Source organism: [Flexibacter] sp. ATCC 35208 (assembly GCF_001975825.1).
Taxonomy (GTDB): Bacteria; Bacteroidota; Bacteroidia; order Chitinophagales; family Chitinophagaceae; genus Chitinophaga.
On sequence record NZ_MTKN01000369.1, the window covers coordinates 1 to 327 of the forward strand.

The window sequence follows — 327 nt, forward strand, 5'->3', positions numbered from 1 at the left end:
ATAAATTAATATTATGACGTGATAAAATCGCTCGTTCCAATTCTGGAATTACAGTATTTTCGAAACCATGAACGCCTTCAAAAACAGGTTTTCCCGATTTTATTTTCTCACGAAGATTATTTCGTAATTCGTCTTTGATACTTATACTTTTATATCCTGCGGCTTTTAATTGACCTAGAGTGTTTATGTTATTTATTTCCATTTTTATGAAATATCTGTTTTTGTTATATTTTTATTTTTATGCAGATGAAATGTATTGTGGAATTTCTTTGCGGGAGACGCACTGCTGTGCGCCTCTACGATATGCGTTATGTATAAAATCGTTGT

General features: G+C 31.5%; 1 pseudogene. It reads right to left on the minus strand.

Annotated features, from left to right (window positions below):
• Window positions 1–202 (minus strand): annotated as a pseudogene (locus BW716_RS35955) (magnesium chelatase); the annotation flags it as partial.
• Window positions 203–327: the final 125 nt, after the last annotated feature.